General features: G+C 56.9%; 17 protein-coding genes and 1 tRNA gene. 9 read left to right on the top strand and 9 right to left on the bottom strand.

Annotated elements, in window-relative coordinates:
• Positions 1-28 precede the first annotated feature (28 nt).
• Positions 29-2440 carry a DUF1549 and DUF1553 domain-containing protein gene (locus OSO_RS0116125; RefSeq protein ID WP_010584276.1) on the top strand — a complete coding sequence of 804 codons (2412 nt, stop codon included), beginning with the start codon at positions 29-31 and terminating at the stop codon, positions 2438-2440.
• A gap of 44 nt (positions 2441-2484) precedes the next feature.
• A complete protein-coding gene (locus OSO_RS0116120) occupies positions 2485-3798 on the top strand; it encodes a DUF1501 domain-containing protein (protein ID WP_050986122.1) in 1314 nt (437 codons plus the stop codon).
• 64 nt (positions 3799-3862) lie between these two features.
• Here the strand turns inward: OSO_RS0116120 and OSO_RS0116115 are convergent.
• A tRNA-Gly gene (locus OSO_RS0116115) sits at positions 3863-3933 on the bottom strand.
• A 389-nt stretch (positions 3934-4322) separates the two neighbouring features.
• On the opposite strand from OSO_RS0116115, the gene OSO_RS0116110 reads away from it, so the two are divergent.
• The gene (locus OSO_RS0116110) at positions 4323-5816 is read left to right on the top strand and encodes a rhamnulokinase (RefSeq protein ID WP_010584274.1); all 1494 of its coding nucleotides are present in this window, start codon (positions 4323-4325) and stop codon (positions 5814-5816) included.
• Between the two features lie 196 nt (positions 5817-6012).
• On the opposite strand, the gene OSO_RS0116105 is transcribed toward OSO_RS0116110, so the two are convergent.
• Positions 6013-7368 carry a HEAT repeat domain-containing protein gene (locus OSO_RS0116105; RefSeq protein ID WP_010584273.1) on the bottom strand — a complete coding sequence of 452 codons (1356 nt, stop codon included), beginning with the start codon at positions 7366-7368 and terminating at the stop codon, positions 6013-6015.
• Between the two features lie 479 nt (positions 7369-7847).
• Here OSO_RS0116105 and OSO_RS0116100 point away from each other — a divergent pair, with 479 nt between their 5' ends.
• Together OSO_RS0116100 and hemW are read left to right on the top strand one after the other, a co-directional pair.
• The gene (locus OSO_RS0116100) at positions 7848-8732 is read left to right on the top strand and encodes a 1-phosphofructokinase family hexose kinase (protein WP_010584271.1); all 885 of its coding nucleotides are present in this window, start codon (positions 7848-7850) and stop codon (positions 8730-8732) included.
• Positions 8729-9910: a radical SAM family heme chaperone HemW gene (hemW, locus tag OSO_RS0116095; protein WP_010584270.1), complete on the top strand. Its 1182-nt coding sequence runs from the start codon at positions 8729-8731 to the stop codon at positions 9908-9910. The genes OSO_RS0116100 and hemW overlap by 4 nt, the downstream gene beginning before the upstream one ends.
• A 43-nt stretch (positions 9911-9953) precedes the next feature.
• Here the strand turns inward: hemW and OSO_RS48095 are convergent, their stop codons facing one another.
• A complete protein-coding gene (locus tag OSO_RS48095) occupies positions 9954-10712 on the bottom strand; it encodes a plasmid pRiA4b ORF-3 family protein (protein ID WP_157605210.1) in 759 nt (252 codons plus the stop codon).
• 337 nt (positions 10713-11049) lie between these two features.
• Complete coding sequence (locus OSO_RS0116085; protein ID WP_010584268.1) at positions 11050-12099, bottom strand: HEAT repeat domain-containing protein; 1050 nt, start codon at positions 12097-12099, stop codon at positions 11050-11052.
• A gap of 273 nt (positions 12100-12372) precedes the next feature.
• Here OSO_RS0116085 and OSO_RS0116075 point away from each other — a divergent pair, with 273 nt between their 5' ends.
• The 3 genes from OSO_RS0116075 to OSO_RS0116065 all read left to right on the top strand — a co-directional run bounded on the left by OSO_RS0116075 (position 12373) and on the right by OSO_RS0116065 (position 15298).
• Complete coding sequence (locus OSO_RS0116075; protein WP_010584266.1) at positions 12373-13338, top strand: 3'-5' exoribonuclease YhaM family protein; 966 nt, start codon at positions 12373-12375, stop codon at positions 13336-13338.
• Between the two features lie 5 nt (positions 13339-13343).
• Positions 13344-14699 (top strand): metal ABC transporter permease, encoded by a 1356-nt coding sequence (locus OSO_RS0116070; RefSeq protein ID WP_010584265.1) that lies wholly within the window; start codon positions 13344-13346, stop codon positions 14697-14699.
• 86 nt (positions 14700-14785) lie between these two features.
• A complete protein-coding gene (locus tag OSO_RS0116065) occupies positions 14786-15298 on the top strand; it encodes a hypothetical protein (RefSeq protein WP_010584264.1) in 513 nt (170 codons plus the stop codon).
• Between the two features lie 844 nt (positions 15299-16142).
• Here the strand turns inward: OSO_RS0116065 and OSO_RS0116055 are convergent.
• Positions 16143-17327: a DegT/DnrJ/EryC1/StrS family aminotransferase gene (locus tag OSO_RS0116055; RefSeq protein WP_010584262.1), complete on the bottom strand. Its 1185-nt coding sequence runs from the start codon at positions 17325-17327 to the stop codon at positions 16143-16145.
• Between the two features lie 340 nt (positions 17328-17667).
• On the bottom strand, positions 17668-19089 hold the full coding sequence (locus OSO_RS0116045; RefSeq protein ID WP_010584261.1) for a BBP7 family outer membrane beta-barrel protein: 1422 nt from the start codon (positions 19087-19089) through the stop codon (positions 17668-17670).
• A gap of 660 nt (positions 19090-19749) precedes the next feature.
• Between OSO_RS0116045 and OSO_RS0116040 the strand changes: the two genes are divergently transcribed.
• Entirely contained in the window at positions 19750-20676 is a 927-nt protein-coding gene (locus OSO_RS0116040; RefSeq protein WP_010584260.1) for a sugar nucleotide-binding protein, read from the top strand.
• A gap of 199 nt (positions 20677-20875) precedes the next feature.
• Here OSO_RS0116040 and lipA read toward each other — a convergent pair whose 3' ends face one another.
• The 3 genes from lipA to OSO_RS0116010 all read right to left on the bottom strand — a co-directional run bounded on the left by lipA (position 20876) and on the right by OSO_RS0116010 (position 24730).
• The gene (gene lipA, locus OSO_RS0116030) at positions 20876-21784 is read right to left on the bottom strand and encodes a lipoyl synthase (RefSeq protein ID WP_029247079.1); all 909 of its coding nucleotides are present in this window, start codon (positions 21782-21784) and stop codon (positions 20876-20878) included.
• Between the two features lie 97 nt (positions 21785-21881).
• Positions 21882-22589 carry a lipoyl protein ligase domain-containing protein gene (locus OSO_RS48090; RefSeq protein WP_157605209.1) on the bottom strand — a complete coding sequence of 236 codons (708 nt, stop codon included), beginning with the start codon at positions 22587-22589 and terminating at the stop codon, positions 21882-21884.
• A gap of 497 nt (positions 22590-23086) precedes the next feature.
• Positions 23087-24730, bottom strand: a complete 1644-nt coding sequence (locus tag OSO_RS0116010; RefSeq protein WP_010584256.1) for a DUF8809 domain-containing protein — start codon at positions 24728-24730, stop codon at positions 23087-23089.
• Positions 24731-25244 lie beyond the last annotated feature (514 nt).

The raw sequence follows: 25244 nt of genomic DNA, 5'->3' as shown, positions 1-25244 counted from the left end.
TCATGACCTGACTCCGAAGGGATCTTGCATGAGGCTTTCAGTACTGAACCTGCTGTGGGCGATGGCCCTGATCACGATGCTTCGGCCCTGTGTCGTGAGGGCCGAGACAGAACCAGCCGATGCGCGTGTCATCAGACTTCCCGATGGCACGGAACTCGTCGATGTCGATTTTGAGCGGCATGTCGCGGGGCTGTTTGGCCGATTGGGGTGCAACGCCGCAGCCTGCCACGGGGCGTTTCAAGGTAAAGGTGGGTTTCGACTCAGCTTGTTCGGTCAGTCGCCCGCCATGGATCATGCCGCGGTTCTGGCTGGCGATGGTTTAAGTCGAGTCGATCTGAAGTCACCCGAGGAAAGCCTGTTGCTCGCCAAGCCTTCAGGCCGCGAGCCGCATGAGGGAGGACTGCGGTTGCCGCACAATTCGTGGGAATATCGCTTGATTCGCAATTGGATTGCATCCGGTGCGCGTCGAGTCGTGGATCAGGGTGTGGTCACGAGACTAAGCGTCGAGCCCGCCGAACTTCCCCCATTCGAAATCGGTCAGAGAATCGGCCTGCGTGTCGTGGCCGAGTTTGCGAATGGGGATCTCCAGGACGTCACGGCATTCTCGGAGTTTCGTTGCCGTGATGACGCCATCGTCGAAATCGATGCAACAGGTCACATTGTCGCCAAGTCGTCGGGTGATACTGCGGTCATCGTCGCGTACCGCGGATCATTCCTGGGTGTTCCGATCCTCGTCCCCTACCCCAAAATCGACGCGCTCGCGGAATCCTCAATCGTGCACAATTGGATCGACGAAGAAGTCGGCGGGCGACTGAGTGCTCTGAATCTCAGGCCTTCACCACCTGCTGACGATGCCGAGTTTTTGCGTCGCGTGACCATCGACGTGATTGGGTTACCGCCGACGCCAGCAGAAATTATTCGCTTTCTTTCCGACTCGAATCCGAACAAGCGATCGGCGCGCATCGACGAGTTATTATCACATCCCCGCCGGGCGGCTTACTGGGCGACACGATTGTGCGACATCACGGCGTGCAATGTCGATCAACTGGGGGGGCTCGAAGAACTGCGTCCGAAACGCGCGAAGATGTGGCATGATTGGTTTCGTAAGCGCTTCGCCGAGAATCAGCCTTACGATCAAATCGTATATGGAGTGCTCTGCGCGAGCAGTCGCAAAGATCAACCGATCAATGATTGGATCGACGCCGAAGTGGCCCTCGAGAAAGCTGCCCAAACAGGCTTCGAGACGAACTATCAAGACCGGCCCATGCTGGACTACTTTTGGCGGCGTCTCGGACCCAATGGACCGCTTCCTGTCGAGGACCTGGCGGAACTGACCGCAACGGCGTTTCTTGGCGTGCGCCTGCATTGCGCGCGATGCCATCAGCATCCGTACGATCATTGGACGCAACACGATTTCGCAGGGTACGCCAACGTGTTCGCCCGCGTGGAATTCGGCAGCTCGACACCGCTACGCACAGCGATCAATGGTCGTCTGGATCACCGCCGTAAGGCCAGGCAGGAAGGACAAAGCCTGCCCGACTTTCCTCGAGTACAAGAGGTGTTCCTCAGCCCAATTCCACGCCCCCTGATCGATTCGTTGACGTCGGTACCAAGTGTTCCCAAAGCGCCGGGAGGGCCGAACCTGTCCGATGATGAGGACGCTCGTGAATCGCTTTTTCGCTGGCTCAAGCAGCCAGACAATCCGTACTTCGCACCAAACTTCGTGAACCGAGTTTGGGCACGGTACTTTGGGATAGGACTGGTGGAACCCGTCGACGCATTCTCGTCGGCCAACCCGGCGACAGATCCTCGCCTGCTCAAACGGCTATCCCAAGAGTTTATTCAGAGCGGTTACGACATCCGTCATCTCGAGCGTCTGATCCTGACGTCGGCAACCTATCAACGTTCCGCGCGACCGACGGAACAGAACGCAAAAGATCATCGAAATTTTGCACACGCGATCGTCCGACCGCTTTTGGCAGAGGTTCTGATTGACGCCTTGAATGCGGCCCTGGAGTCGACGGATAACTTCGGCAAGGATGTTCCCGCAGGCAGTCAGGCGATCGAACTGGCTCCGAATCGATTCTCCGATTCCAGCGTCAATGAGTTGTTCCGTGTGCTCGGTCGCGGTGACCGAAAAGCACTCTGCGAATGCAATCGGGCTCCCAGCCCCTCGATTCGTCAACCGCTGTTCCTGATGAGCGACGCCAAAGTTATCGAGAAGATCAAGAACGGCAGACTCTCTCGACTTCTTGAGCAACAAGAAAATGACGACAGCATTGTGACGGAATTCTACCTGGCGACGCTATCGCGGAATCCCGACGCGGACGAACTCGAGTTTGCACGACAGCATGTTTCGGCAAGCAGCACTCGTGAGGATGGACTGGCCGATGTTGTCTGGGCCTTGATCAACGCGCGTGAGTTTTCGACCAATCATTAGAGGCGCGATTTCCACAGGCCAGTTCTGTCCTAAAGTGAGGACGCATGATGAACGCTCAACCTTCGCCACGCCGACGTCCACAGCTGCATCGCCGCGATTTCTTGCATGTCGGCTCAGCCGGTTTGCTGGGGCTGTCGCTGGCCAATGGATTGCGGCAAGAGGCCTGCGCAGATTCGGAAGCTGTTTCGCCAAAAGTAAAAAATGTCATCATGATTTTTCTGACCGGCGGACCGGCCACAATCGACATGTGGGACATGAAGCCGGCGGCTTCCGAAAGTGTTCGCGGGGAATTTCAACCGCGAACGACGTCCGTGCCAGGGATTCAGATTTGCGAACACCTGCCGAATCTAGCCAGCCAAATGCATCGAGTGTCTCTGGTTCGCTCGGTCACACACTCGATTCCTGAGCATACTCAGGGCGCGGCCTATGTCATGACCGGCAATCGCCCGAGTCCCGCGTTTGAATACCCGTCGCTCGGATCGCTATCGGCCAGCCTGCTGAAGTCGAACCAGGGGGTTCCGGCTTATATGTCTGTCGGATCACCGCCGTCACTCGGGGCGGGTGAGTTGGGGACATCACTGAATCCATTCGAGTTTTCGATGTCCGATCCCCAGGCGGGGACGGCTGCGACAAGCGGGATCGGGCTTCCGGCAGGATTCAGTGTTGCGGATCTCGAACGAAGGCAGCGTGTTCTCGAACGCATCGATCGCCCGATGCGCGCGTTCGACGCGTCGCCGTTGCCCCGGCAGTTGGGGCGGTTCCAGGGGGAGGCTCTTGATGTCTTACGCTCGGACCGGATCAACAAGGCGCTTCAGCTTGAGGACGAATCCGACGAGCAGCGTAAGAAATACGGTGGTGGATTCTTCGGACGCAGCACCTTGGCCGCGCGCCGGTTGATTGAAGCCGGTGCCCGATTTGTCACGATCGGTTTTGGAGACTGGGACACACACCTCAATAATTTCACGCGACTAAGGACCAGCCTGTTGCCTCAGCTCGATCTGGCGCTGGGCTCGCTCATCGATGACCTGCACGATCGAGGGTTGCTCGATGAAACGATCGTCTACTGCACGGGCGAATTCGGTCGGACACCAGATGTGAACGCGGCGGCGGGACGTGATCACTGGTCGCGAACGATGACGGCGCTCTTGGCCGGGGGCGGATTTCGCCAAGGATTCGTCTATGGTGCGACCGATCCGAGTGGAAGCGATCCGGTGGAATCCCCCTGCTCACCCGACGATCTCGGGGCCTCGATCTTCCATCAGTTGGGGTTTCTGCCAACGCAGACGGTACTGACGCAGTCCGGACGCCCGGTACCGCTCTTTCGAAACGGACAGGCACTGCACGAGCTGATCGGATAAATGGCGGCGTCGGATTCTTTCGACGTCATGCCAGCGCAAGCCGCTTGGCAACAGAGAGACGCAAAGCGGGTGAAGGGAATCGAACCCTCGCCTAAAGCTTGGGAAGCTTTCATTCTACCATTGAACTACACCCGCGGTGGATGCGAAACACCGTAACAATTGGCACGGGAAGGGTCAAGCACCATTCCCGCGTCATTCGATCCTCGCACGGCAGCATTGATTCTGGCGGTCGGCCAGTCGTAGATGCCTGTTCAGTATTCTTTCGGTCGAAGGCGGTGTTCCAATCCTGTTGTTCTGACCGATACAGCGACTCGATCGAAGTTGCTCCCCGTCGGTGTCACCCACCGCTATGATGTGTCCCCCGAACGGGAAGTTGACTTCCAAACTCGAATCGCGTGCAGGTGGGGGCTGGTGAGACGTCTTTGTGGCGTAGATGCTGGGCGGATATGCGGCCCATTGGCCTCGGCCGAACGGACTTGCCTGAGAAAGACCTCACAAACAGACATTGATGAAAGCGAAATGACATGGCCGAGCAGGTTTATCTGGCAATCGATCTGGGCGCCGAAAGCGGTCGCGTGATGGCGGGGATGTTCGATGGCCAGAAGATTCGTCTCGAAGAACTTCACCGCTTTTCGAATGGGCCGGTGAATGTTGGTGACACCATGCGCTGGGACGTGTTGCGATTGTGGTCGCAGATTCAGGTTGGCCTGCAAAAGGCCGCCGCGCGATTTGGTCAGAACATCGTTTCGGTGGGCGTCGATACCTGGGGCGTCGATTTCGTACTGCTCTCGAAAACGGGCGAAATGCTGGGCCAGCCGTACCACTACCGTGATGCCCGGACGCGCGGCGTGATGGACCTGGCCTTTCAACGGGTTCCCCGGGCCGAAGTCTTCGCCAATACCGGCCTGCAGTTCATGGAAATCAATTCGTTGTATCAACTGATTGTCATGAATCAGACGAATCCGGAACTTATGGGGCTGGCCGACAAGTTTCTGATGATGCCCGACTTCTTCCATTGGCTGCTTTCAGGAAGTCGAGTTGTCGAGTTCACCAACGCCACGACGTCGCAGATGTATCACCCGACACAGCGCAACTGGTCCGTGGAGATGCTCAGGAAACTGGGGCTACCGACGCATATGCTGCCCGAGGTCGTCGGACCGGGAACTCGCTTGGGACGGTTGCGAGAAGATGTGGCGCGACGCGCGGGGCTGCCCCGATTGGACGTCGTCGCCCCGGCGACCCACGACACCGGGGCTGCTATCGCCGCCGTACCGACGGACCGCACGGGGTCAGGCAACTGGGCTTATATCAGTTCTGGGACCTGGTCGCTGATGGGGCTCGAACTGCCGCATGCCGTTCTGACGCCGCGCGCCTTGGAACTGAACGTCACCAACGAAGGCGGCATTGATGGAACGTACCGGCTGCTGAAGAACATCATGGGATTGTGGCTGGTTCAGGAATGCCGCAAATCCTTCGAACGAAATGGCTCGCCCTACGACTACGGATTGCTGGCTCAGGTCGCTCGCGATGCGCGTCCGTTTCGCGCGTTCGTCAATCCGGATGCTCCCGAGTTCCTGGCGCCGCATGATATGCCCGAAGCGATGCGGGACTGGTGCCGAGCCACCAATCAGGAAATTCCAGACACGGACGGCGGCTTGGTTCGCTGTGCGCTCGAAAGCCTGGCGTTGAAGTACCGCATGGTTCTGGGTTGGCTGGAAGAGTTGTCCGGTCACAAAGTGGAAGTGATTCACATTGTCGGTGGCGGAACCCAGAATGAGCTCTTGAACCAGTTCACCGCCAACGCCACGGGCCGACCGGTCATCACCGGTCCTGTGGAAGCGACTGCTCTGGGGAACGTGCTTGTCCAGGCACGAACCAGTGGTTCGGTGGGTTCGCTGTCGCAGATTCGTGAGATCGTGCGGGCGTCATGCACGATGCAACGCTACGAGCCACAGAATACCGCTCAATGGAACGATGCCTACGTCCGCTTCTGCGAGCTTCTCAAGCAGCCGAGGTAGCATCGACTCCGTCGTCATGACGACGGAGTCGGATTGCGCGCCACGACAGGCGTGTCGTTGGAAATGCCGCGACGGCTGCGGTGTTTTCTTTGGGTGCAGGCTGTCCAGAAGAGTCTGGACAGGTCCAATTGCCGCTGCGAGCAGGTCTCTTCTCATGCGCCCCTTGCACAGTGTGCGAGAGACGGACAAGCCGGGGTTACTTGTTGGTCCCGGCCTGGACGGCATCGGTTTGTCTTGAGCGAGCGAACTGGGTCAGCTTCTGAAGGCTTCCGGCGTCGGGGGCCTTACCGGAAAGGATGTCCGCGACGATCGGCACGATGACCGCATACGCAGGTTGGGCGGCGACTTTGAAGCGGACCAGCAAGCCACCTGCCCCCTTCTTCTCTGTATCCAGATCTTTATCTTTTTCCTTGTCCTTGCCGTCGACGGTGTGGAATGCCGCATACAGATTGTAAAAGCAGTACTTCCAATCCATATGGTTTGGGTTGGCTGCGGCCGCATTTGAAATCTGCAGGGCACATTCCGTAATGGCCGTGATGACATCTTCGACCTTGACCGACTTTGGAAATGGAACGCGACCCAGCGCGTAACAGGCCCGCGTTCGCACCTTCCATGTTCGATTGGCATCGTTGACGACGGATATCAGGCATTCGACCACAAACGGTCGATCTTTGTCGCCGGGATCGAATCCCGCGATTTCGCAATAGCGCAATGCCTCGATCAGTCGCAGTTGATACCAGAAATGGGTCTGCGGATCTTTGAGTGCCTCGATGATCCCAGTGGCCATTGCCGTTCGCTCTTTGACGGACGGTGACGCAAACCGAAGAATTCGAACCAAACCCATGGCAGCAACGATCTTGAGCGTCTCGGGCTGGCCATTCTCTTCATCTTTACGAATGTCCGGAGCACGCATCACCTGCAGCAGCAGCTCATACGCCGGAGCGTAGTTGATTTCGCACAGGATATAGACGGCATTTAAGCGGACGTAGGAGTTGTTCTTGAGTAGCTCTGGGATCTGTTTGACGATCTCTTGCCCAACAAGAGCCGTCATCGCATCGATTTCTCCTTTACGACGAGCTCCGTCGCCAATTGTCGTAAATTCTTGAACAAACGTCTTGCGCAGGCCTGGCAAATCACTCAGTCTGTCTCTGACGGTCATTTCCGCCAGTTTGTAGTGAATTGCCCCTTCGATGATTTTTCGCCCGTTGGCGCTCACATCGCAGGTCTTCAGGGTCTGGCGATAGGCCGACCCGAACTCTCGCTTGAGTTTTGCCAGTTCCTCTTTCGTCGCCAGAGGAAGATCCAGGTCCTTGATCGCCAGTGGTTCTGGTGGGGCGTGGTACCAATCCGGCAATTTATCAGGATCGATTTTCAACTCATCAGTTTTCGGAACCGATGGTTTCGCCGGGGCGACGGCGGGTTTCGCTGGAGCGGCCGGCTGTGCCGCAACTGGGAAACCCACGCAAAAGACGGTCGTCACGAAAGCGATAAGCACCACGAACTTCGCGGCGCAGGTCGATTGGAATCCGGCGGCCCGGTTGAGGCTTTGCACGTAGCCATCCTTCACATCAGAATGGTGTCGCGTTGAGAGATGGCAATGTCGGTTCATGGACATGAGGGTCTCAGCACCAAGCCCGGATTGATTGGTCGCGACAAATTACCCACATCGGGCTCGTTTTGCCACCCGAAGGGCTTGTTCATCACGTGAAAAAGTCGACCGCAGGCCAGCCAAATAAGAATGAGACCTTCATCCTGTGAGCGGAACCAGTTTGCGAAAACGAACAAATATGGTCAAAACCAATGCCGAGAACTGAAGGAGATCATGGAATGATGAGCGGAAAAGAAATTCATTGAACAAACAATAACCTATCAGCGTCTTCATGGACTCGTCAAGAAGATACTTCGCAACCCAAGTCAGCCACCGCCTTTTGGACTCGCCCACGACTGCCAACCCGGTCGTACTCATTAACGGGCTTTTTCATAGGGTATGAGTTATTCCAACTGAACGATTTGTACTAAGGATGATCCTCCGTGATTTTGTCCACTGGTCTGACTCCCGCCTGGCAGCAGATTCTCGTGTTTTCCGAATTTGCCGTGGGGCAGGTCAATCGAGCGACGGCGGCGCTCGCCTGCGCGTCGGGTAAGGTCTTGAATGTGGGCAGTGCCTTACACCAATTGGGCGTGCATTCGAAGACGCTGTCGCTGGCCGGTGGAAAGGTCGGTGAACTTCTTCGTGCGGATTTCGAGAGGCTGGGCGCTCCTGTGCGATGGGTGCCATCACAAATCCCGACACGTACCTGTACCACGATCCTGGATCAGAAAACAAATCTCACGACGGAACTCGTTGAAAACTCGCACGCAGTTCCGCACGACGAGCTTGAGACCTTTTTCCACGCGTTTGTCGAAGAAGTTCGCGCGGCACAAACTGTCGTAATCACGGGGTCACTGCCCGATGGGTGCCCCAAAAATTACTTTCGTCGACTGCTGGAGAAGTCACACGCCCGATCGATCCTGGACATTCGGGGGGCTGAATTGGATGAGGCGCTGGCGACGAGGCCCTTTATCGTCAAGCCGAATTGCGAAGAACTCGCGCGGACGGTCGGCAGAGACCTGGATTCCAGCGAAGATATTTTTGCCGCAATGGCCGAGCTGCGAGCTCGAGGGGCGGAATGGGTCGTCATCAGCCAGGGTGCCGACCCTTTACTGGCTCTTGGACCGGATGGTCGCCTGCAGATCGACGTTCCACAGGTGGATGTTCGCAATCCGATCGGCTGCGGTGATTGTCTTGCCGCCGGAATCGCCGTTGGGCTGGACAAAGGTTTGTCGATGCCAGACTCTCTTCGCTGTGGTGTTCGTGCCGCGGGAGAAAATGCCTCGCACCTGTTGCCCGCGCGGGGATTGTCGAGGCTTTCATGACGTCATCCAATCGTTCACCCTTGGCTGATCGCGATACGTCGTCTGATTCGATCCGTCCGCGCGCCGCCTACATCCACGTTCCCTTTTGTGCGCATCGCTGCGGCTATTGCGATTTCACGCTGATTGCCGGTCGCGACGATCTGGTTGGAGACTACCTGCGAGCGCTAAAGCAAGAAATCGAACGGCTGGGCCCCCGGCACATCGCGCCGCTGGATTCACTCTTTTTCGGGGGTGGTACACCGACCCATCCCGCCCCGGCGGAACTGCGCGAACTTTTCCGAATCGTAGGGCAGCATTTTCAAACGTCCTCTGCAACGGAAATCAGCGTCGAAGCGAACCCACTGGACTTAACCGATGAGAAGATCGAGATCCTGGCCAGCGCGGGGGTCAATCGAATCAGCTTGGGTGTGCAGTCGTTCTCGCGTGATGCCCTGAAATTGATGGAACGGGATCATACGCCTGAGGCAATCGTCGATGTCATGCATCGCCTGCGGCGGGCCATATCAAACATCTCGTTGGATCTGATCTTCGGAATCCCTGGCCAGACGCTTGAAGATTGGGAGTCAACCCTGCGACAGGCGATTGCCCTGGAACCTCAGCATCTTTCGACGTATGGGCTGACGTTCGAGCAGGGAACCGCATTCTGGACGCGACGCGAGCGTGGGCAGCTCATGAACGTTGACGAAGAGCTCGAGCGTGAGCAGTACGCATTGGCGATGGAACTGCTGAAGAGGGAGGGGTTCGAACAATACGAGATCTCGAACTTCGCGCGGCCCGGGTATCAGTGCCGGCACAATCATGTCTACTGGAGCGGCAGCGAGTACTGGGCGTTTGGTCCTGGGGCCGCGCGCTATCAAGATGGACGGCGCGAAACGAATCTTCGGAGTGTTCTCGGATGGTTGGGCCGAATTGAACGTGGCGAATCTCCAGTTGCCGACACGGAAGAACTCGCTCCCGAACATCGCGCCCGAGAACTGATCTACCTGAGCCTTCGCCGAAACGCGGGCCTTGATCGTCTAGAGTTTCACAAGCGGACGGGCTTCGATCTGGACACGATGTGTGCCGAGGCGTTGCGGCGGCAAATCGAACTCGGGATGCTCGAAGATGATGGCCAGGCAATTCGCCTCTCCGCCGCGGGGCGCTTCGTCGCAGATCGTGTGGTGCTCGAATTCTTGTAAGGAATGCCAACCTGGCGGCGCCGTGGCTCGTTTGAGCCGATCGCTATTTCTTCTTTCTGCCGCGCGATTGCCGATGAAAAATCCGTTGCAGACGTGTATTCGTTTGCGGCAGATCGAATTCGGACAGTACGAACTCGTCCCCGAGTCGCATCATCAAAGCCCGTGTTTCGTCGCACTGTTCTCGCTGGGGATATCGAATGGCACTGAGCAGCTTCGACCAGATCTGAATCCCGCCGATATCTTCCAGCGGCGGTGCACCTTGTCCGGCCACGCACTGGGGATAGGATACGTCTTTGACGGTCGGCATCGACTCTTCGATCGAGATCGTCAGTCGCCAGTTGTCGCCGAAATCATAGGTGTAGCTCAGGCGTTTGATCTTCGCGGCAAACAATTGAGCAATCGAGATGGATTGCTCGTCGACATCCGCGCCATCATCGGGCAGCGGAACTCGACGCTTACGTATTTCGTATCCATGCAAATGCGAGTCGTTCCATCCCATCAGCAACTGGATGATGCTATGCAGGATCTCGAGCGAGACCGACTTGGTCGTCAGTCGCCTCCAGATTCTCGGCTTCGAATCCGCAATGGTGATTCGCAACGAGTAAACAATCGAATCGTCGTAGGGCACCGAGGGAAGTTGGGACAAGAATCCAGGCTCGTCATCCGACCAATCCACTGGCTCGGGAAATGCGAAGGAATGCGTTGGCTGCGGCTGTGTGAACCGTGACCAGAATTTCATTGCCGCCACGCGCGACCTGACCGGATCAAGGTGCGAATCCGCAAGTTTTTCTTTTTTTGACATCGCCCAACCATCTTCCGAATGACAGAAACCGAGCACGATGATCAATGGAGAGTGTCCATCTTCGTACGCCCGGAAGACACCTTGTGAACGAGCCCGACGAATCCGTTCCGGGTCAACTGATTCAAGCTAACTGGGCTGTCGGATGAAACGCAACCAGAATCGGAGGGTTTTCCCGCTCGCCCGGAAATCGCTGACGGGAGATCCCGGTCAAGGTTTCGATCCGAACGACATTCGTTCGGGCTCAAGTGACGGTACCGTTCAAGTCGTCGTCGGAATGTTTATGAACGGGTTGCGTCTTAAATGGATCTCCTCGCCAGCGGTAGGATCATGTGATCTTTCATCGAGATACGCGCTTCATCGTTTGCAACGCGTCGGTGGCGTCAACTCTGATCCGGATCTCGGGATGTTTCGACGACAACGATTCCAGTAGCGGCGTCAGCTCTTGTCGCTGTGAATCATCCAACTTGCCTGCCAACTCTTTCACCGCCTTCAGGACATTTTTGACGACCAGAAACTGCTCACCCTCGAGCCGCAGTCGATCCCCTTCGCTTGTTGTCCCTGTTGCCGAGGCATTCTGCGCGGCCGGTTCACCGACTGGTTGATGCAGTGCTTCGCGAATGACGGCAAAACCCGCGGTCGATTTCTGGCGAGCCAGCCCGATGGCGGCATTTACGCGAGTTTTTTCATCGCCATCGCCAAGCAAGACTTCCAGCTGATGCGTCGCGGCCGGCGAATGGAACAGGCCCAGCGCAAATGCCGACGACTGACGCAGAATCGGCAGCGGGTCCGATGACAATTGAATCAGCGCGTCAATACTTTCAGGGTTGGAAAGCGGCTGTTGTCGTTCGAGGGCGCGTCCCGCAATAAATGACAGCGACACCACCGCACTCTTGCGGATATCCAGATCGCGTTGTGGTTCCATCGCCATCTGCAGGGCGGGGGCGGTGATGTCGAGGGGGTCCAGCATTCCGAGCGCGCGGGTCAGATACTCTTGAATCGCCACCCCCTCTTTCGAGCTGGAGTTCTTGCGGAGTTCAATGATCAACTGATCGGTCAGCCCCTGCGTGATTTCACGATTGGCTCGCAGGTTCTGGCCCTGGTCACCACGGCGCGAATCCTGATCAAGGACTTGTGCCAGGCCGTACATTGAACGGTTGCGAATATGCAGGTTCTGGCTTTGCAGTTCCTGAAGCAGCTTCCGCCAATCCTGCTCGCCAGCCGCGATCCAGCCAAACATCCACCAGACGGCCACGACCGCCATGACAATCAGTGCAGGGAAGACAAACAGTTGCAAAATGAATCCGGCCGAGGGCGGCTGCACGGGTGGCAAGTCGTCCATCAAGGGAGATTCGGGAATCGAGGCAGATTCCTGTGGGGATTCGGTCATGTCGGTTCCGATGCGCGCGTCAGTCGAAGTCCGCAAAATTGCGTCGTTGTCCACCTCTGTCCAGTATAACCAGGGTTCAGAAGAGTTCGATTCGATCGCCAGAGATTTCGCATTCCATGGTCTTCCTTCACGACGATCAAAATCTGAATCAACACCACCAGAAACCCGTCATGAACCGTGCGAGTCGCAAAACCTTCCTTGTGACCCAACGCCAATCGACCTAGAATCTGGCCAACTCACCGATAAATGCCTGCCACGAATGGATTTTCGCTTATGCCTCGCCGATTCGTTACTGATCTGAAAGACGGCGAAATCGTTGACGATGTCTTTTTGGTCTCCGACAAACAACTTCGTGCCAATCGAAATGCGGCATTGTATCTGTCTGTCGACCTGCGCGACAAAACCGGCATGATGAACGGTCGGATGTGGAATGTCTCGGAAGACTCCTGCTCGGGGGTCCAAAGTGGCGGCTACGTTCGCGCACGCGGGAAAGTGCAATTGTTCCAGGGAACATTGCAACTGATTCTGACACATTGCGACCCGGTTTCGGCCGCGACTGTCGATCCCGTCGACTTTGAGCAGATGACGTCCGCAAAGATTGACCAGTTGCTGGATGAGTTGCGAAAGATCCTGCTGGGTTTTGAAAACTCGTCGCTTCGCACGCTGATGGAATGTTTCTTCGTCGACGAAACGCTGATGCACGCCCTGACGGAAACGCCAGCCGGAGTGAAAGCACATCATGCCTATCCGGGCGGGCTGATCGAGCATGTCGTCACCCTGCTGCACGTCGCGGAAAAAATGTGCGAAGTTTACACCGACGTCGACGTCGAATTGCTTCAAACGGGCGTCTTCCTGCATGACATCGGCAAAACGCGAGAACTCTCGTGCGAATCGGGTTTCAACTACACGGACGAAGGGCAACTGCTCGGGCACCTGAACATCGGTGTCGAGATGCTAACCGAAAAAATTCGTCGCGTGGAAGAGCTGACGCAAGAACCGTTTCCGCAAGAATTGCAGTTGCGATTGAAGCATATGATTCTGAGCCATCATGGCACATACGAGTTTGGAAGTCCGCGGCTACCGATGACGCCGGAAGCCATGATCCTGCACATGATCGACAATCTCGACGCCAAGCTGCATGAGTTCACACGCGCCATTCAAGACGATCCGAATAGCGGTTCGCACTGGACGTTGTTCATCCCTCGTCTAGACCGAAAGATCTTCAAAGGCATCAAGTAACGAACATGTCTGACACGCTGCTGTTGGCCAGCTCGATCGCCTACAACACGCGGATCGTTCTGTTGGGAACGATGCTTTTGGGCATGTGTGGGGGTATCGTCGGAGCGTTTATGCTGCTCCGAAAGAAGGCCCTTGTCGGTGATGTGGCCAGCCATGCGGCGTTGCCGGGTGTGGGAATCGCCTACCTGGTCGGGGAAGCGATCACACCCGGAAGTGGCAAGTCGCTGCCCTGGCTGCTGGTCGGGGCCTCGATCACGGCGGGACTGGGCGTCGTCACGGCCAATTTGATTCAGCGTACGCGGCTCATCAAAGAAGATGCGGCACTGGGCATCGTCCTCAGCCTCTTTTTTGGTGCGGGGATCGTGCTGCTCACGATCATTCAAAGCCTGAGCACCGGAAGTGCGGCGGGTTTGAGCGATTTTATTTTCGGCAAGACGGCCGCAATGACGCTGATGGACGTCAATCTGATTGCGAGTGCCAGTGCGATCGTCCTGGTGATCTGCTGTGCGTTGTTCAAGGAATTCTCGCTGATCTGCTTCGATGAAGAGTATGCGGCTGTGCTGGGCTGGCCCGCCAAACGGTTGGACCTATTGCTGACCGTGCTGGTCGTCGGTGTGACGGTGATTGGGATGCAGAGCGTGGGGCTGCTGCTGGTCGTTGCGTTGCTGGTGATTCCTCCCAGCGCCGCCCGGTTCTGGAGCGATCGGCTGGGCCCCATGGTGATCATCGCGAGTGCCATCGGCGGGATCAGTGCCTCCATCGGGGTGATGTTGAGCGCCAGTTTCGAGAATCTTGCGGCGGGACCGATCATCGTGCTGACCGGGACGGTGATCTTTTCGATCAGCCTGCTTTTCGGGATTCGCCGCGGGACCGTCTGGAATGTGTGGCGTCGCCGCATTGCCAGTCGTCGCAAGGGGCAGCTTGATCTTTTGCGTGCGTGCTACGAACAACTCGAACAGCAGATTGCGGCGAGCGGAACTCTCGGTTTACCGATCGACCGTAGCACGATTGACTTGACCCCATATCCCATTTCACGCGACTCACTGATCGCTGCACGAAGCTGGTCGACACGACGCGTCGATGCACTGTTACGATCGAGCGTGCAAGAAGGCTGGCTGCGGCACGATTCGGAAGGACAATTTCGACTGACGCAGGAAGGGGCTCGTCTGGCTGCAAAGGCAGTCCGCAACCATCGGTTGTGGGAGCTGTATCTGATCCACTATGCGGACGTCGCGCTGGGGCGAGTTGATCGTGAGGCGGATCTGATCGAACATGTGCTTGAGCCTGTCATCGTCGAACAGCTCGAAACGTTGCTGAAACATGATCGATCCAGTTCCATCCCGACCAGCCCGCACGATTGAGCGGGCTGCGAATTCTGTCCTTTGCGGAGCAACCCTGTATGTGAGGCGGGTGTCGCTCGGCCAATTCCGAAGTAAGAGCTCGACCCATGATTCCCGATGAACACGGCCGCGAAGACGTGATGCGCGAAGCGGTCTCTTTGACGCAGCGAGTGGAGCTCCGTTTTCCAGGCCGAGAAGATCCGGTGGTATTGGGTTTCAACGACCTGGGTTGGCTGTTTGTCTATCCGGGCCGCGATGCGATGTATCGTTTCGACGACCAGGGGCGGCTTCGTCGCGCTTACGTCGAAGGTTTGCTGTACCGAACATCGGGACAAACCTTGGCCGAACTGACGCGGCAGCACGAGCCGATCACATCGGACAGTGACATTCGCTCCCAAACGATACTTGTGCGACGGGATCTTACGGTCGACGAGCTCGATGTCTTCCGAATGCACACGTTGGAATTGATCGAGGCCTTACATCGAAGTGTGCACGATGCCACGGTCATCCGGCAAGTCCCGGACGACAGGTCGACGGGGAGGGAACAATTCGCACAAGGACTGAAACGCGTCCTCGACGCGAAATCGTTTCTGGCCCCCGCGATCGTCCGCCGAAAGTGAATTCGAGAAGTGCCAAACAATCCGCTGCCGGGGCGCGACTGAAGCTGTCGCCAGGACATGTGACGATTGTCGCCACGACATGACGCGTGGCATTTGACTCAAATTGCAAAAGATCAGCCGTCAGCTTGCCAAAAAATGATCGCCTTGATTTTCTTGATCAATTTGCTGTGTAACTTCCGTTTTGGATAGGGGTTAGATGTGCTCAACGCTCCAGATGATGTTGAGCGACTTGAGCAACATCATTTCGGTGTCCCCCTTTGAAGAGGTGGTGTTTTGCCCATCGCGCGAGGGTCGCTTACTCAAGGAATGCTTGAAGCAAGCCATGCCATCCCTCATGCGGCGAGTGTTGAAAACGGCCATTTGGGGTGCCCTTCTGCTGCTGTCTCGGTTGCTGTCTCGAATGCAGACGATGATACGATCTCGGCCAATTGTGTCAGCACCAACTTGCCCCAATCTTCCAATCATTTGGAAAGCTTGTTTGGTGGCATCGAGTGTGTCGGGGAATTTCGCTCGTTAGCAAGCTCCCGCTTGGTAACGCCGCTTCACACGCATATTCCCATCGCGGCCGGACCTGGCGCGGACCTTCTGTGGATTGCGGATCTCGAGGAAACGTGTGTGAGGGTTCCAGGGCACTTTCCGGCTCGGCAAAAAATGAGAGTGCACGAAGCGTTACCAAGCGGGAGCTTGGTAACGAGGAAACGAGGAAAGAGACGGGATTGCAGGAGGCGTTACCAAGCAGAGCTTGGTAACGAGGGCGAACGAGGAAAACGAAAGGAGCGCGTCTTTTGCAGACGCGCTCCTTGGTGATTCGTCGATGGACCGATGATGCAAACGTTTCCGCAAATCAAGCGGCTCGTCGTTGTTGTCGGTTGCCGCGGAGTTCGCGACAGACTTCGGAGACCACGCTGACCACTCGTTCCTGATCGGCGAGTGGAAGTTCCGGATAGCTGGGCAGTGCCAGAATATCGCGCGATGCGGCTTCGGCTTCGGGGAACTGACCTGGGCGGCAGCCCAAACCTTTGAAGCACGTTTGAAGATGCAGTGGTTTTGGATAATAGACGGCGCAGCCAATCTTCTTGGCTTTCAGTTCCTGCATGAGCTGGTCGCGATGGCCATGTCGGACGCGAACGCAGTACTGATTGTAGACGTGTCGGCGATGCGGTCCGGTTTTCGGCAGACAGATCGTGTCTAGAACGCCTTCGTTTCGGAACATTTCACCATAGCGTCGGGCGTTTTCCTGTCGCGCGATGGTCCAGGATTCAAGCTGTCGCAGCTTCACGCGCAGGACAGCGGCCTGTAAGGAATCCAGGCGGCTGTTCATCCCGACTTCCAAATGTTCGTATTGCCCGATGTCACCGTGGACGCGAAGTCGTTTCAGGCGTTGCGCCACTTCGGGGTCATCGGTTGTCATCATGCCGCCATCGCCGGCACCACCCAGGTTCTTCGTCGGGAAGAAACTGAAGCAACCGACGGAGCCCAGAACACCCGCACGTCGACCCTGATATTCTGAACCGATCGCCTGACAGGCGTCTTCGACGATGTGCAGGTCATGCTTCTGTGCAAGACGCCAGATCGACTCCATGTCGCAGCACTGTCCGAACAGATGCACCGGCATGATGGCGCGTGTGCGGGGCGTGATCGCCTCTTCGATGGCGCGGGGATCGATATTGAAGCTGTCGGGTTCGATATCCACGAAAACCGGGGTCGCTCCCGCACGGCAGATCGAACTGGCCGTGGCGAAGAACGAGAACGGCGTGGTGATGACCTCATCACCTTCACCGATTCCCAGTGCCTGCAAGGCAATAATCAGTGCGTCGGTTCCCGAGTTGCAGCCGATGGCGTGCCGGGCGTCGCAGTATTGTGCGATTTCCGTTTCCAGGTTGGCGACCTCGTCGCCCAGAATAAACTTCTGCTCGGTGAAGACCTTTTCGACGACCGACATGATCTCTGCCGACATGGCATTGAACTGCGGGACCAGATCGATAAAGGGGACTGGACGATCATTCGAGAGAGAGAGGGTGATTGTCATCTGCGAGTCCTTTCGCATCCGACAGGCATGAGCGGCCCGATGGACGAAGCGGCTGTCTCTGACATGCCGTTCCGGCCGAAAAACCTTTCCGCATGCTTGTCAATCAATGTTGTCTGGCGGCCCGTCCACCCAGGCCATTCTTTCCACGATCAGCTTGCGACAGTCGACTGTGGAACGTTGATCCCCTGACGATCCTTCGTCGGGAGCTTCAAAACCCGAAGGACTCTAGGTCCGAACAGGAATGACGTCAATATGAAGCCGTTGTGGTGTGTGAAATTTGTCATGGATCGCCAAGAGTCTTGATTTCCCGGCATTTGACTGGATTTCAGCAATCCCACCGTTAGTACCGGAAGTCGAAACCGAGCGACATCCCTTGCAGGGTCGTCTGCTGAAACGTTTTTGTCAGCTGGAAATCCGCGTTACCCGCAGTGTTCTGATTGTAGTTGAAGTTGTTGTAGCTGCGGTTTGTGCTGCCCACCCAGATGAAGTTGTAGGCGACATAGAATGACAGGTTCTTCGAGATGGCGATGTTCGAATACCCCTTCAAATCCACCAACGGGGTAAACGTCGTGTTTCGCAGCAGCAGGCTTTGTCCTGGATCGGTCGAGCCGAACACGTTCGAGTTATCGAGCGTTGACTGCCAGGTGTTCAGACCCATCATCAACTTGGGCTCGAATCCGATCAGGAACTGCGAGTTGCCCAATTCGGCCCGCACACCAATCTGAGGTCCGTAGATGTTGTTGTTGGCCGAGGAATTGATCTGGCGATTCACCACCGTATTGACGGTCGCATCGGCCGCACTGGGTTCGTTGTACTGACCGCTTTGATTCAGTCGATCGATCAAATTCAGGTAGCGGAAACCGAATGTCGGACGAAATTGGAAGAAGGAATTCGGATCAGGGCTGTCCATCACGAAGTTGCCTTCCGTGCCCCAGGCCGACGTGCTAAGTCGTGCCTGATAGCTGACGTCGTAATTGATGTAGGCCAGATCCGATACCGACCCATTGATCCGTGCCGACTGTGTAATGAATCGGGCCGTCTGATCATTGGTCGCGGGGTTACCGTCGGCACCGACGGTGCTTCCCGGAGTCACCGCCGGGTTACCGACGATTTGCGGTTGAATCAGGCTGCCCGGAATTCCAACTCCGTCGATCCGTGTCTGATTGTGATTCACCAGCAGGAAGCCGCCTAATTCCAAGGTCCCGACTGGAGTGGGCAACCCAAAGGTCCCACGAAATCCGTTGAGATCCCGGGTCGAAAACCGTCCCAAACCGGGGATTTGCGTCGTTCCCGAAACACCATTCACGGTGTGGTCGTAATCGAGATTCTCGATACCGGGGCGAATCGGCCCTTCACCGGTAAAATCTGAACCGGTGTGAATTGTACTGACGCCTTCGCTGAGCATCTTGCCGTCTGGACCGGAAATGTCCCAAAGCAAATACTCGGCCCGGAACCACGCGTGTCGGAACCGTTCTGTGAACCAGTTTCCAAGTGGCGTATCGCGATCGCCGAATCCCAAATCATCGGGAAGTTCTTCGTACGTCATGCGCGGTGAAGGACCAACGGGTCCGGGAACCTGCCCCATTTGATAGGCGGCGGGCGGCATGGGACGGTATTGTCCCGGCACGTCGTGATACGCTTCGAATCCGGCTGGCTGCACTCCATACCCGGGAGGTGCTCCCATTGGGCCCTGAGCCTGTACTGGTACACAGACCAATGCAGTCAGTAATGTCAGCAAGCCGAATGGAATCCGTCCGGTCATGATGCTTCCCTGGCAAGTGTAGCCCTGAGGGTCCTCAGTGCGTACGGTCCCATCCGTCAAGGACGCGACGCACCGACACTAACGGCTATGCCACCTGTATCGGATGTAGCGATTCCGAATCTTCTGGAAAACCTATACCGCAGAGTCAATTTGTGGCGAACAACTCGACTTTTCCTGAAATGCTGCCTGTGATGTCGGGGTGGCCTGAGATGCGTTACCAAGCGGGAGCTTGGTAACGAGGGAGAGCGAGAAAGCCATTATGAAGTGCGGAGTGCGTTTTGACCTCGTGGCCAGGCTCCCGCTTGGCGACACGTCTTAAACATGACATGGCGATTTAAACAAGATACGGCGGAAATGGGGTAAGGCGGCAGCCTGCCTGTCTGCTTGACGGAAAGTCAGGGTGCAAAAGGCGTTACCAAGCGGGGGCTTGGTAACGAGTGGGGGCGAGGGGGGGAAAGGTGAAACAAGCGAGAGACTGGTCGCGAGGAAGCCAATAAGAGGTACGAGGGTGTGTCAGGCAGACTTGCGTCAGGCACACCCAAATTGCGGCACGATCTGCCGCAGATTGGGGTTGGCCCAAATTGCGAGGGTTCGTATAGTTCGCTGCCGTATGAAGCGGCCTTTCTTTGAACATGACACGCACGAGCATGGAGGCACCGCGTGGACCAGATTCTTGTTGCTGGAGTGAACACAGTTGTTGGGGCGAACCTTGCGGAAGCCCTATCGGACCATTGCCCAGTCGTCGGTGTTTCATTCACCTCCGGAGTTTCGCTGCCCACCTGCAACGTCGAAACGGAAATCCCACGCAAAGCGTCGGCTGTCCTTGAGCTGGTGCGACGAATTCAACCGAGCCGCATCGTCCTGTGCGGAATCGGCGCGGATTCATGCTGGGACGAAAGCCGTCGTCCGCAAGCAGCCGATGTCACCTACGCCAAAAGCTGGATTGATGCCGCACAGTCCGTCGGCAGCCATCTGACTTTGATTTCATCCGATGCCGTATTTACCGGCCCTTGGATGTTTCACGCCGAAAACAGTCACTCGATCTGCCCGAGTCCCGAGGCGGAACTGCTACGACAGATCGAAGCACACGCATCCGCCTCGTCGGCCGATGCGTTGATCGTCCGTACGCACGCCATCGGCTGGCAAGCCGGTCCAAACGCTGGCTGGCTCGAGACGCTGCTGGCGGATCTCGAACGCGGCACGATTGGATCAGTCGACTTCGCGCGCCACGGAACGCCAATGCTCGCCACGGAACTGGCCGACGTGCTGAAGAAAAGCTGGGAGTCGGGTCTGGTCGGACTTCACCATATTGCCGGTGCCGAACGGATCAGCCCGCGCGAGTTTGCCACTCGTCTGGCCGCACATTTCCGTCTGGCACGCCCCGCGACTCCCATTGCCGGGTCGCTTGTGGATCGAACCGTCGGCTTTGGTTGCGGCGAAACGTCGCTGCAAACGCGTAAGATCCGCCGAGCCCTGGGGATTCCACTGCCGCTGCTCGACGAAAGCCTCGAAAAGCTTTACCAGCAGCATTTGAATGGCTATCGAGAACAACTCCGAGGCAGCCAATTGGCCAGCCGCGTCGCCTGAGTGACTGGTCTCACATCGGAAGAATCGCCTCCTGACGTGCACAGGAGGCGACAATCTCGTAAGCCCCACCTTCCCGCTCAAGCGCCTCTGCCACGATGGGCCGCTGCATTCTGTGTTGGGTCACCCAGTCGCTGCAGGGCAGTGCCTGGGTGATGACCACCGACCGAGCCACGCTGTCATATTTCGTCTGCATGACCCATCAGACGCGCAGCACGTCGGCCATCTCGCCTGCGTGGTAACTCGATCGGACAAACGGTCCGCTGGCAACCATGCTGAAACCGAGTCGCCGCATCTGGTCGCCGATTTCATCGAACTCTTCAGGGCTGACATAGCGTTCGACTGGCAAATGCTCGGACGTCGGTTGCAAATACTGCCCCAACGTCAGCATGTCCACGCCGACAGTTCGCAGGTCTGAGCAGACTTCGAACAGTTCGTCGAGTGTTTCACCGAGCCCCAACATCAGGCCGCTTTTCGTGAGCATCTCGGGAACTTCGTCCTTGATTTGCTTCAGCAAGTCGAGCGTTCGCTGGTATTCCGCATTGCGGCGTACGCGATGGTACAGTCGAGGAACGGTCTCGGTATTGTGATTGAAGACATCAGGGCGCGATTCAATCACACGGTGAATGGCGTCCCGGTTGCCACGAAAATCGGGAGTCAGGACTTCGACCTTCGCCCCGGTTCGTTCACGTACCGCCAGCACGCAGTCATGAAAGTGGCCTGCCCCGCCATCGGGCAGATCATCACGGGTGACCGACGTGATGACGACGTATTTGAGCCCCAGTCGCTCTGCAGCTTCCGCCACGCGCGCGGGTTCGTCGAGTTGGACCGTTTCGGTCTTTCCCTTCAAGACGGAGCAGAATCCACAGGGACGCGTGCAGACGTTTCCCAGAATCATGAACGTGGCCGTTTGCTGCGACCAGCATTCCGTTCGGTTAGGACATTTGGCGCTTTCGCAAACCGTTTCCAACTTCAAGTCGGCAATCACGTCCGACGTAAACTGCATTCCGGCCTGAGGCAACGGTCGCTTCAACCACTTCGGCAGTCGCTGGCGAACGGGTTCTGGAGCAGTCTGGTCATCAGGAAGGATATTCAGTTGATTCGTCAGCATGAGTGAAGCCATTTTTCGAGAACTTGCGATTGATTCCTGGAATCATCGCAGACAACAACGAGCAGCCATGGAGCGAATCGTGATTCCCAACCACAGCTTACGCATAAACGTAGACCTTTCGCGTGGTCCGATGCAACAGCGGGTGGCCCGTAAACAGATGGTAGCTGTCGTAACCCATCGCTTGGGAAAGGTTACGGATCAAACTCTCGCGTACGGTCGAAACGGCCGTCGGTCGCGTGCGCTGCGCTGACAGCGACGTGACACGCACATCCGTATCCGTCCAACGGACAAGATCAAGTATTTCTTGTGGCAGCGAAACGTTGACCAGCATTCCACCGTAGGAAACCCAGTCTCGCACGCCCGCACCGATGAACGCAAACTGACCGCAGCGACAGACGGCACCGGGTGCGGCGGTGGATCGTTCCGCCGGGACTTTAAGATCCCCTGCCATCGCAATCAGGCTGGCTTCGAACGCCGACCGCAAACCGGTCAAACCAAGCGCGAGGCGTTCGAGCGGCACAATTGCATTAATCGCAAGTTGCCCCGGCAAATGTAAGAACGTACCGCCACCTCGATTGACCCAGCGCACATCGATCCGGCGCGAAACCAGTTCATCCCGGTCAATCAGCACATCGGCAAAGCGGCCTTCACGCCCAATCGTGATCGCCGGAGGATGTTCACAGACCAAGAGGACGCCGTGCCGGTCATTGCGTCCAGCAATCTCGTCCCGCATCCGCTCTTGCAACTCGATCGCAGAATCCAGCTCCAATGCGCCGAGCAGAAAGACATCGAGCGATGATGACATCGACGATTGGGCTCGGTAATCAGGGGTGGAGCGGTTCATGAACACAAATCGAATCGATGGCGGCAAATTCCGGCGGGCACTCGTGACAATTTTACTGTGGATAGTCTACAGGAGGTGTCCCATCGGCAGCAACAAGCCGTCCCCCATGGCCATCGGCAAGCCGAAGCAAAAGGGCGTAAGACCGGTTTTAGAAATGGTTTATGTTTAAATGCTTCGTTCGCGTCTCAGAGCGAAGGATGCGAGAATCGCTTCAAAGACAGTCGATGCGGGTCGGTGGCCGCCAAACACTCGAATCGTGTTGGTTTCGTGCCTGATGAGCGTTTTCTCCCAGTGTCAAGCTCCCGTTGGCAACGCTTCCTCGACATAGGACGGGTGCCGGAGGGGCTTTTTCTGCTCGATGGACGACGAGAGTGCATGGAGGCGTTACCAAGCGGGAGCTTGGTAACGAGGGAAAAACGGTCCGCGGGAAGTGGCACCAAAGATCGCGTGCGAAAGGCTTACTTGGACTTCGACTCTTTGTTCTTTTCGAGCGAATCGAAGTAGCTTTTGATGCTTTCGTGGTAGCCGGGGGGGATTTGCTCGGTGTTCATGGCTTCCATCGCACCCTGCTTCACGGATTTGAGCAGTTGCTTGTAGTCCCGGACGACTTCGCCCTTTTCTGCTTCGCCCTTGGTCTGCATGGAAAGCAGCATCTTCCCGGCCACGACCGCGGATTTGGATTGTTCGCTCTTGAAGCCGGTTTCGACGGAATCATCTTCGGGCATGGCGCCGCCTTTGCCGAATCCACCGGGCCCGCCGCCTTCGCCTTCCTCTTCACCGGCTTCCTCGCCTGCTTCGCCCTGGGCGAGCATCTCGGCATACAACGCTTCGTATTCGGCCAGAGTTTTGCATTTCTCTGTCTGAGCCCCGTCGAGCTTTTCCTGGTCGTTCAGCTTTTTGGCCTGTTGAATTGTCCGCAACGCCTCTTCCAGCTCTTTCATGTCTTTGACCGCCTGCTGGACTTGCTCGAGTTCCTTTTCGCTGAGCTCCAGCGACTGCATGGCGGATTCCATCGCGTCCTGCTGCATGTCCTTGTTTTCAGACAACTCCATCTGCTGCATGGCACGTTCCAGGGCGGATGCCAGCTGTTCGTTGTTCAGCTTCTCATGAGCCATCTTTTCCAGATTCTGCAGCCGCTCTTTCAGCTCCTGCATGAGCTCACTTCGCTTCAAGGGGTCTTTTGTCGCGGCGAGTTGCTGAAGTTGTTCTTTGAGCTCTTGCAGTTCGTTCTGCACGCCGCCTGCGTCACCTTCTTGCAGTTCTTTCACCCACTTCTTCAGCTTTTCATCCTGATTGGCACCGAACTGCTGATCGCTGGATGCTGACGACTTCATCAAATCTTTCAGCTTTTCACTGCTGATCTGCCGCCAGAGTTTTCCGATGTCCTTTTGGTCGCTCGACAGCATCTTCAGATTTTCATTCTTCTTGTCAGCCTTCATCTTGTTGAAGGTCAGTTTCAATTCTTCGATCGCGGAGTCGGTCGGATTGCTCTCTTCATGTTCTTCCAGCTGACGCTTCACTTCTTCCAGACGAAGCTCGGTCGCCTTCTTCTGCTCGGCCAGTCGGTCATTGCGACGCTCGTTCAACTTCGCCGCCGCGACTTTCCCAAACGGATCGAATTGGGGCAGGAAGAAGATTCCCAGGGCCACCAGACCTGGAACCCAGACCGCATGCCAGAAACGCTTCTGCCATGTGAAAGGTAGTACCACTTCGGGCTTCACATTCGCCGCGCGTGATTCCGCGGACTGGACAACCAAAGGCTGGTAGGCGCCCGCGGAAGTTCCCAGCATCGAAACGGTGAGGTACAAGTCTTTTGCCCCTGTCGAGCGATCGACCAGACGCGCCGCGTCGGGCAGGGACGGGCGACGATGCAGCAGCCACGCGAAAAGCCCTGAGACCAAGGGAACGGCGGAAAATGCCAACCAGGTCGACTCGGCCGCAGGCAAGGCAATCAGTCCCGAAAACCGGGCGGCCAGCAGCACCGCCGCGAATACGCCGCAACAGACCAGGAACGTCGTGAAGAACCGACGACCAATTGCCGCCAGTTGCATCCGCTTCAAAACCTGAGCCAAAAGTCGCGCGGTAAGGGAATTCTCGGCCATGTGACAACCTCGCGTGTAGACGGTATGTCTCTAATCGTCAGCAAAAGCTTATCTCGCGAGAAAATCTGATTCAAGCCGGAAATTCACCATTCGTGCGATTCCCCCGGAAAATCGCGTTTGCCATTGCGTTCATGGAGTGTCTTCCCTGGTTGCCAAGTGCCCGCCTGACGACGAGGGAAATGTCAGCCGTGTGCACGAGGGTTCCTGGGCTTTTTTGCGCGACGGAACACAAAATTGCAAGAAGCGTTACCAAGCAGGAGCTTGGTAACGAGGTAGGCGAGGGGCGGGTGAGGCGAGGGGCGAGGTAGGCGAGGGGCGAGGTAGGCGAGGGGCGAGGTAGGCGAGGGGCGAGGTAGGCGAGGGGCGAGGTAGGCGAGGGGCGAGGTAGGCGAGGGGCGGGTGAGCCTGGTCGCGAGGGACGAGGGATTCTGGCGGGGTTTGACGCATCGCTTGGCCACCTTCTAGGATACCCTGACGAAACCTCTGGACGTTTTCATAACAAGCTGACGGAAGC

The organism is Schlesneria paludicola DSM 18645, from assembly GCF_000255655.1.
GTDB classification, from domain to species: Bacteria; Planctomycetota; Planctomycetia; order Planctomycetales; family Planctomycetaceae; genus Schlesneria; species Schlesneria paludicola.
Note: the sequence above shows the minus strand (reverse complement) of the source record. Positions and strands in the feature narration are given on the sequence as shown.

Coding starts and splice junctions, on each gene's coding strand:
- OSO_RS0116125 (WP_010584276.1), top strand. CDS start 29: ATGAGGCTTTCAGTACTGAACCTGCTGTGGGCGATGGCCCTGATCACG.
- OSO_RS0116120 (WP_050986122.1), top strand. CDS start 2,485: ATGATGAACGCTCAACCTTCGCCACGCCGACGTCCACAGCTGCATCGC.
- OSO_RS0116110 (WP_010584274.1), top strand. CDS start 4,323: ATGGCCGAGCAGGTTTATCTGGCAATCGATCTGGGCGCCGAAAGCGGT.
- hemW (WP_010584270.1), top strand. CDS start 8,729: ATGACGTCATCCAATCGTTCACCCTTGGCTGATCGCGATACGTCGTCT.
- OSO_RS48095 (WP_157605210.1), bottom strand. CDS start 10,712: ATGTCAAAAAAAGAAAAACTTGCGGATTCGCACCTTGATCCGGTCAGG.
- OSO_RS0116085 (WP_010584268.1), bottom strand. CDS start 12,099: ATGACCGAATCCCCACAGGAATCTGCCTCGATTCCCGAATCTCCCTTG.
- OSO_RS0116075 (WP_010584266.1), top strand. CDS start 12,373: ATGCCTCGCCGATTCGTTACTGATCTGAAAGACGGCGAAATCGTTGAC.
- OSO_RS0116070 (WP_010584265.1), top strand. CDS start 13,344: ATGTCTGACACGCTGCTGTTGGCCAGCTCGATCGCCTACAACACGCGG.
- OSO_RS0116065 (WP_010584264.1), top strand. CDS start 14,786: ATGATTCCCGATGAACACGGCCGCGAAGACGTGATGCGCGAAGCGGTC.
- OSO_RS0116055 (WP_010584262.1), bottom strand. CDS start 17,327: ATGACAATCACCCTCTCTCTCTCGAATGATCGTCCAGTCCCCTTTATC.
- OSO_RS0116045 (WP_010584261.1), bottom strand. CDS start 19,089: ATGACCGGACGGATTCCATTCGGCTTGCTGACATTACTGACTGCATTG.
- lipA (WP_029247079.1), bottom strand. CDS start 21,784: ATGCTGACGAATCAACTGAATATCCTTCCTGATGACCAGACTGCTCCA.
- OSO_RS48090 (WP_157605209.1), bottom strand. CDS start 22,589: ATGTCATCATCGCTCGATGTCTTTCTGCTCGGCGCATTGGAGCTGGAT.
- OSO_RS0116010 (WP_010584256.1), bottom strand. CDS start 24,730: ATGGCCGAGAATTCCCTTACCGCGCGACTTTTGGCTCAGGTTTTGAAG.